The 7,876-nt window shown below is 71.8% G+C and carries 7 protein-coding genes; 4 read left to right on the forward strand and 3 right to left on the reverse strand.

From position 1 onward, the window contains the following. Entirely contained in the window at nucleotides 1-195 is a 195-nt protein-coding gene (locus RPQ07_RS33630; RefSeq protein WP_313948017.1) for a DUF6381 family protein, read from the reverse strand. A gap of 190 nt (nucleotides 196-385) precedes the next feature. Then, nucleotides 386-1,963 (reverse strand): amidohydrolase, encoded by a 1,578-nt coding sequence (locus RPQ07_RS33635; protein WP_313948018.1) that lies wholly within the window; start codon nucleotides 1,961-1,963, stop codon nucleotides 386-388. 81 nt (nucleotides 1,964-2,044) lie between these two features. On the opposite strand from RPQ07_RS33635, the gene RPQ07_RS33640 reads away from it, so the two are divergent. From RPQ07_RS33640 to RPQ07_RS33655, 4 genes are all read left to right on the forward strand, one after another. Continuing rightward, complete coding sequence (locus RPQ07_RS33640) at nucleotides 2,045-2,668, forward strand: hypothetical protein (RefSeq protein ID WP_313948019.1); 624 nt, start codon at nucleotides 2,045-2,047, stop codon at nucleotides 2,666-2,668. Between the two features lie 149 nt (nucleotides 2,669-2,817). Next, entirely contained in the window at nucleotides 2,818-4,512 is a 1,695-nt protein-coding gene (locus RPQ07_RS33645) for an ABC transporter ATP-binding protein (protein WP_413777803.1), read from the forward strand. After that, nucleotides 4,509-6,413 (forward strand): ABC transporter ATP-binding protein, encoded by a 1,905-nt coding sequence (locus RPQ07_RS33650; protein WP_313948021.1) that lies wholly within the window; start codon nucleotides 4,509-4,511, stop codon nucleotides 6,411-6,413. Before RPQ07_RS33645 ends, RPQ07_RS33650 begins: the two co-directional genes overlap by 4 nt. A 59-nt stretch (nucleotides 6,414-6,472) precedes the next feature. After that, entirely contained in the window at nucleotides 6,473-7,537 is a 1,065-nt protein-coding gene (locus RPQ07_RS33655) for an iron-siderophore ABC transporter substrate-binding protein (protein WP_313948022.1), read from the forward strand. 114 nt (nucleotides 7,538-7,651) lie between these two features. On the opposite strand, the gene RPQ07_RS33660 is transcribed toward RPQ07_RS33655, so the two are convergent. Beyond that, nucleotides 7,652-7,861: an MbtH family protein gene (locus tag RPQ07_RS33660; protein ID WP_313948023.1), complete on the reverse strand. Its 210-nt coding sequence runs from the start codon at nucleotides 7,859-7,861 to the stop codon at nucleotides 7,652-7,654. Nucleotides 7,862-7,876 lie beyond the last annotated feature (15 nt).

The raw sequence follows: 7,876 nt of genomic DNA on the forward strand, positions 1-7,876 counted from the left end.
TCAGCGCGTGGGGTTGAATCCCTCGGGCGGTGCCTCGCCCTGCTGCCGGCTGGTCCGGCGGCGCAGCTCACTGGCCTTCTCGCGCAGGCGCCGGCGCACATGGGGGTCGGTGGACTGTTCCGCGGCCTGTTCCATCTTCAGCGCCTGCTGCTTCATGTCCTCGGTGGAGCCGTGTGACGGGTTTTCCGGGCTCATGGTCACTCCTTCGTGACGGAGATGCGGTCCCCCCAACAGCCAAACAGTGCCCAGGACCGGACGCACGTCGAACGGCTACCCACTGTCACGAATCCCCGGACGCTCGGTGAGTGAGGTGAGCCCGGTGCGGCGCCCTGCCCGCCGCCCCGCAAGTGCGGCGCCCCCGGGGAGGGTGGGGACGCCGGTGACGTCAGGCCGTTGGCCCCTTGGACGACCGGTTCCCCTCCAGCCAGGTACCGATCACCGCGATGTCGCCGATCTTCGAGATGGGCACCCGTCGCGGATCGTCCTCCAGGACGACGAAGTCGGCGCGCTTGCCGGCGGTGATGCTGCCCGCGCTGTCCTCCCAGTGGCACGCATACGCGCCGTCCGAGGTGTAGGCGCGCAGCGCCTCCTCGACACCGATGCCCTCGTCCGCGCCGATCGGCCGGCCCGACTCGGAGGCCCGCTCCACCATGAACTGGATGGCCCGCAGTGGCGCGCCGTCGGCGACAGGACGGTCCGAACTCCCGACCAGGCGGACGCCGTTGTCGAGGAAGCCGCGGCCCCGGTAGAGCCACGGTGCCCGCTCACTGCCCATGATCGCCGCGTAGTCGTCGCCGAAGTACCGCAGGAAGCTGGGCTGGACGACGGCGGTGGCCCCCACGGCGGCGAACCGGGCCAGCTGGTCCGGGCGGACAAGACCGGCGTGTTCGACGCGGTGCCGGGCCTCCGGGCGGTGGTGCAGGCGCTGCGCCTTCTCCAGGGCGCCCAGCGCGACATCGACCGCGCGGTCCCCGATGGCGTGCACGGCGAGCTGCCAGCCCGCGAGGTGGCCCTGGACGATGGTGTCCTCGAGCTGCTCGGCGGGCATCTGGAGCTGACCCGCCGACTGTGTGCCGAGGTAGGGCTCGGTGAGTGCGGCGGTCCGCGCCATCATGCCGCCGTCGGTGAAGACCTTGAGGGCGCCGAGCGACAGGTGCCCGTCCCCGAAGCCGGTGCGCAGACCGAGGCCGAAGGCGCGCGACGTCATGTCCTCCCGCGCGGCGTCGACGGGCTTCAGGGCGTCCGCGGCCACCATGAGCTGGAGCCGGATCGGCAATCGCCCGGCCTCGTGGGCGAGTTGGTAGGCAGCGGCTTCGACGGGGCTGTGGGCGAAGAGCTCGCTGCCGATGCCGGCTTCGGCACACGCCGTCACACCCTCGCTCCGGCACGTCCACCCGGCGGTCTCGATCGCGTCGACGAGTTCGGTCAGGGAATGCGGTGGCCGCAGCCGCAGGGCCGCACCCATGGCCTCCTCGGCGAGAAAGCCGTTCGTGTGCGGGACGCTCTGCGGAAGCAGGTCCAGGATCGCGGTGTTGACCAGGCACGCATGTCCGGAGATGTGTCCGAGGTACACCTTGCGCCCGTGGCTCACGGTGTCCAGTTCCGCGGCGCCCAGGGGGCGGTCGAGGGTGCGCTGGTCGTAGCCGCCCAGGTCGACCCAGCTGCCGGCCGGTGCGTCGGCGACGGCCTGCGCGACGATGCCCAGGATGTCGTCGACGCACGTGCTGGGGGCGATGTCCGGTGTCCGCGCCTTCAGTCCCGTCCAGGCGAGGTGCACATGGCTGTCGATGAAGCCCGGCAGCACGGTCGCCCCGTCCAGGTCCACCACCTGCCGGGCGGGGAGTGCGGCCACCTCCTCGTCCAGGCCCACGATGCGTCCCCGCCAGATGCCGATCTCACGGGCGGTGGGGCGTGCCGGGTCCATCGTGATGACACGTGCGTTGGTCAACCTGGTGCAGAGCACAAGCTGATCCTTTCCTGTGAACGGGTCGTCATCCCACTCCGGAATGTGCTTAGGTGAGGCTAACCTAAGAAGGTGTTGCGAGTGGATGAGCGACGAGTCGACCCCGCGAACCGGCTGGAGTCGTGGGCCGATGGTGTGGTGGCAGACCTCGACGCACAAGAGGACGTCGACAGGGCCCTGCTCCACGCGTTGGGTGCGAAACCGACTCTGCGCGAGGAGACCGCCGCGCGGATGGCCGACGCCGTACGGGCTGCCGCTCTCGGGCTGGGGCCGCCGGGGTGCGCGGTGGCGGCCGGCGTCTCCGAGCGGTTGCTGGCGGCCTGGCAGGAGCACGACCCCACGTTCGCGGCCGCGATGGCTGCCGCGGTCACGATGGCCAGGGCGCGCGGACCGGCCCCGGGTGCGACGACCCTCAACCCGACGGCGCTGCGGGTCCTGTTGACGGCCATGCGCGGCGGCGCCCTGCACGGCCCGGCGGCCGCACTCGTCGGGATGTCCGGGCGCGCGTTCTACCGGCTGCGCAGGGAGCGTCCCGAGGTCGGCGCGCTCGTGGCGGCCGCCCGTCGGGCGAGGCCGAAGAAGGCGGACCGGCGCAAGAGGTCCACATACGAGCAGCACTACCGGCTGGTGCGGATCGACGGTCCCGACGGCGCGGCGCAGGCGGCTCAAGTGCCCCCGGAATCGGCGCACTCGGGCCCGCTCTGAGTGCCGTCGTCCACGCCGTCCCGCCGCCGGATCACGCAACTGCCTCGATCGTCGACGAGGGGTGGCCCATCAGGTCATGGTTAGTCTAGCCTTACCTAAGTTCTCGTGCTCGGTCCATGGGCACTGCCAAGCAGGTCCGGAGGAGTGCGGTGGGGGCAACAGACCTGTCGGGGCGGGATGTTCTGCGGAGCTCTGTCACAGGACAGCGTCGCGACGTGGCCATCGGCTCGCTGCTAGGCGCCGGGCACCAGGCGGGCGAGGCCCTGGTCCCCGTGCTCATCGGTGTCGTGATCGACCAGGGTGTCGCCAAGAGCGACACCGGCGGGCTGCTGCTGGGCATCGCGGCGCTGGCCGTCGTCTACGTGGGACTGTCGTTCAGCTTCCGGTTCGGCGCCCGTGCCGGTGAACGGGCGGCGGAGACCGCGGCCCACCGTCTCAGGACCCGGCTCGTCGGCCGGATCCTGGCGCCGGAGGGCGGCGCGGACAGCGGACGGCTTCCCGGAGAGCTCACGAACATCGCGACCGAGGACGCCAAGCGGGTCGGCGCCGTCAACATGGCCGTGATCGTCGCCGTCGCGGCGATGACCGGACTCCTCGTCAGCGCGGTGGTCCTGGTCCGCATCTCGGTCCTGCTCGGACTCGTGGTGCTCCTCGGCACACCCCTTCTTCTGTGGCTCGGCCACCTGCTGAGCAAACCGCTGGAGCGCCGGAGCGAGGCCGAACAGGAACGAGCGGCACAGGCGTCCGGTATCGCCGCGGACCTGGTGGCCGGGCTACGGGTGCTCAAGGGCATCGGCGCCGAATCCGCCGCTGTCGCGCGCTACCGGCAGACCAGCAGTGAGTCCCTGTCCGCCACTCTCCGGGCCGCACGGGCGCGGGCATGGCAGAACGGCATCGTGCTCGCGCTCACCGGCGTGTTCATCGCCCTCGTGGCCCTCGTCGGCGGACGCCTCGCGACGCAGGGGGACATCAGCCTCGGCGAACTGGTCTCGGCGGTCGGCCTCGCGCTGTTCCTGCTCGGACCGCTCTCGGAATTCTCCTGGATCAACTCCGAGCTCGCGCAGGGCCGTGCCTCCGCCACGCGCATCGCCGGAGTGCTCGGCGCGGACGGTGCGGTACTCCCCGGCGCCGGCCGGCTGCCGCAGCCCGTCCGCGGCGCGGTCCGCCTGCGCGGCGTCTCGTACGGCACACTCCGGGACCTCGATCTCGACATCGCACCCGGCGACCTCGTCGGCGTGGTCGCCACCGACTCCGCCGACGCGACCGCGCTGCTGCTCTGCCTGGCCCGGCGCTCCGACCCCGACAGCGGCTCGGTCGAACTGGACGGCGTACCGCTGACCACCCTCGACCCCGCGGACGTCCGCACCGCGATCCTCGTCGCGGAACACGACGCGGACCTCTTCGAAGGCACGCTCACCGGCAACGTCCGTGCCGCGGCGCCGCCCGAGCACGACATCGGTCCGGCGCTCGCCGCGTCGGGCGCGGACGAGGTGGCCGGGACGCTGCCCCAGGGCGGCGACACGATCGTGACCGAACGCGGGCGCTCGCTGTCCGGCGGACAGCGCCAGCGCGTCGCGCTCGCCCGCGCTCTGGCCGCCGACACACCCGTCCTGGTGGTGCACGACCCGGCCACGGCGGTCGACGCGGTCACCGAGGCCAGGATCGCGGCCGGCCTGAGGGACATCCGCCGCGACCGCACCACCGTCCTGGTGACCACGAGTCCGGCGCTGCTGTCCGTGACCGACCGGGTCGTCCTCATCGAGGACGGCCGGGTGGCGGGCTGCGCCGCCCACGCCGAACTCGTCCGTGACCGCATCTCCTACCGTTCGGCAGTTCTCTCATGACACCACGTCAGACCGGCCGACAGGCCGACGGTCAGGCCTCGACGCCCGCCGACGCGAATCCGGAGCACCAGCAGTCCTCGACGCCCGCCGACGTGAACACGGAGCGACAGACCGTGCAGGAGACCGCCGCCAGCGGCGAGCCCGTCCGGCAGCTGCTGCCGACGGCGACCGCGGCGCGAACCCGCGCCGCCGTCGGTGAACTCGTGCGCCCCCACCGGCTCCTCGCGCTGTGCGGCTTCGCCGTCATGGTCGGCGCGACGGCCGTCGGACTGCTGATCCAGCCGCTGCTCGGGCGCGTCGTCGACCTGGCGGCGGACCACCGGCCGCCGGACGCGATCACCACGATCGTGGTGCTGCTCGCCGCCGTCGCCGTCGTCCAGGGACTCACCACCGGCCTCGGCCTCTCGCTGATCTCCCGGCTCGGCGAAACCGTCCTGGCCCGTCTGCGCGAACGGTTCGTCGAACGGGCCCTGGGGCTGCCCCTGGAGCAGGTGGAGAAGGCGGGCTCCGGCGACCTGACCGTACGGGTCACCGCCGACGTGTCGCTGATCGCCGACGCCGTCCGCAACGCCCTGCCGGAGCTGGCCCGTTCACTGCTCGCGATCGTCCTGACCCTCGGCGCACTCGCGGTGCTCGACTGGAGGTTCCTGCTCGCCGCGCTGCTCGCCGTGCCGGTCCAGGTACACACGGCACGCTGGTACGTCCGACGGGCCGTACCGCTCTACGCGGAACAGCGCATCGCCACCGGCGCCCAGCAGCAGCAACTGCTCGACACCATCGGCGGCAGCACGACCGTCAAGGCGTTCCGGCTGGAGGGGGAGCACAGCGAACGGGCCGCCGGGCGTTCCTGGTCCGTCGTCCAGCTCACCATGCGCGGTGTCCAGCTCGTGCTGGGCTTCTACAGCCGTTTGCACGTGGGGGAGTTCATCGGTCTCGCCGCCGTCCTCGTCACCGGCTTCTGGCTGGTGCGCGACGGATCCGCGTCCCTCGGCACGGCGACCGCCGCCGCGCTGTACTTCCACAGCCTCTTCACCCCCATCAACTCCGCGCTCGTCCTCATCGACGACGCCCTGTCGGCCGCCGCGGGCCTCGCCCGGCTCGTCGGCGTGGCCGATCAGCCGCTCCCCGAGCAGCCCGCGCGCCCCGCGACCCCGCGTGACGCGTCCATCACCGTCACCGGCCTCTGCCATGCGTACGAGACCGGGCATCCCGTGCTGCACGACGTCGACCTGACCCTGCTGCCCGGAGAACGCGTCGCGCTCGTCGGGGCGAGCGGTGCCGGCAAGACCACCCTGGCCAAGATCATCGCGGGAGTGCACCGGCCCTCGGCCGGCACCGTGCGGCTCGGCGGCGCCGCGCTCCACGAACTCGGCCCGGCCGTCACCCGCCGTACGGTCGCCCTGATCACCCAGGAGACCCACGTCTTCGCCGGGACGCTCACCGACGACCTCCGGCTGGCCAAGCCCGGGGCGAGCGACGGCGAACTGCGCAGCGCACTGGACCGGGTCGACGCGCTGGGCTGGGCCGAAGCCCTTCCCGACGGACTCGCCACCGTGGTGGGCGAGGGCGGACACCGGCTCAGCAGCGCACAGACACAAGCGCTCGCGCTCGCACGGCTGATCCTCGCGGACCCGCCCGTCGCGATCCTCGACGAGGCGACCGCCGAGGCCGGCAGCACCGGGGCCCGCGCCCTGGAGAAGGCCGTCGCACGCGCTGTCGACGGCCGTACGGCACTGATCGTGGCGCACCGCCTCACCCAGGCCGCGACCGCCGACCGCATCGTCGTCATGGACGGCGGACGCATCGTCGAGACCGGCACCCACGAGGAACTCCGCCGTACACAAGGACGCTACGCAGCCCTGTGGGAGGCGTGGTCGGACAGCCGCGACCGCGGCGTCTGAGGAAACACAGCCCCCCACACCGTCACTGCTCCACAGGAACCCGAACCGAAGGACCACCGATGGCCCGCTCCCTCAGAGCTCCCCGGCTCGCCGCCGCGCTCGCCTCCGTTCTGCTTCTCTTCGGAACCGCCACTGCCTGCGGGGGCGACTCCGATTCGGACACGTCCACGTCCACCGGCAAGGACGCGTCGGCCGGCAAGGCCTTCCCTGTGACGATCCCGCACAAGTACGGGAACACGACGATCAAGTCCGAGCCCCAGCGGATCGTGACGGTCGGACTCACCGACCAGGACGCCCTGCTGGCGCTCGGCAAGGTGCCGGTGGGCACCACCGAGTGGCTGGGCGGCTACAAGGGCGCCATCGGCCCCTGGGCCACGGACAAACTGGCCGGAGCCGCCGCGCCGACGGTGCTGAAGGACACCGGCACCGGCCCGCAGGTCGAGAAGATCGCGGCCCTGAAGCCCGACCTGATCCTCGCCCTGTACGGCGGTCTCACCAAGGAGCAGTACGCGTCCCTGTCGAAGTTCGCCCCGGTCGTCGCGCAGCCGAAGGAGTACAACGACTTCGGCATCCCGTGGCAGGAGCTGACGAAGCGGGTCGGCACCGCGGTCGGCAAGCCCGCCGAGGCCACGAAGGCCGTCGCCGACGTCGAGGCGAAGATCGCCGCGGCCGCGGCGCAGCACCCCGAGTTCAAGGGCGCCACCAGCGTGATGGCGACGCCGTACGAGGGCACGTTCGTCTTCGGCAGCCAGGACTCGCGCTCGCGCCTGCTCACCAACCTCGGGCTCAAGCTGCCGACCGGCCTGGACAAGGCGATCGGCGACAAGTTCGGGGCGAACATCAGCAAGGAACGCATGGACCTGCTCGACCAGCAGGCGGTCGTGTGGATCGTCGGCGACGTCGCCAAGGACACCGCGAAGCTCCACAAGGACGCCTCGTACGGCGACCTGAAGGTGGTCAAGGAAGGCCGTGAGGTCTACATCCCGGAGACCAGTGACTACGGCAACGCGACGTCGTTCGTCTCCGTCCTGAGCCTGCCCTACGTCATGGAGCGGCTGGTCCCGCAGCTCGCGGCCGCGGTCGACGGCAAGCCGGCCACCAAGGTGGAGCAGCCCGCTTCCTGACCCGGCCCGACCGGTTCGTATGTGAAGGAGCCGGGCCGCGAGATCACTCGCGGACCGGCTCCTTCGCCGTCTCCGGGTGGGCCGCCGACCCTGTCGGCGGCCCACCCGGCGGGGTCAGCTGTCCATCGACTGCGCGAGACTCCTCGGCCGCATGTCCGTCCAGTTGGTCTCGATGTACTCCAGGCACGCCTGCCGCGACGCCGGCCCGTGGGCGACGGTCCAGCCGGCCGGGACGTCCACGAAGTCCGGCCACAGGCTGTGCTGGTTCTCGTCGTTGACCAGCACCGAGTACACGCCCTCGGGGTTCTCGAACGGGTTGCTCATGGTGTCCTTCTCCTC

This window comes from Streptomyces sp. AM8-1-1 (genome assembly GCF_032229325.1).
GTDB classification, from domain to species: Bacteria; Actinomycetota; Actinomycetes; order Streptomycetales; family Streptomycetaceae; genus Streptomyces; species Streptomyces achmelvichensis.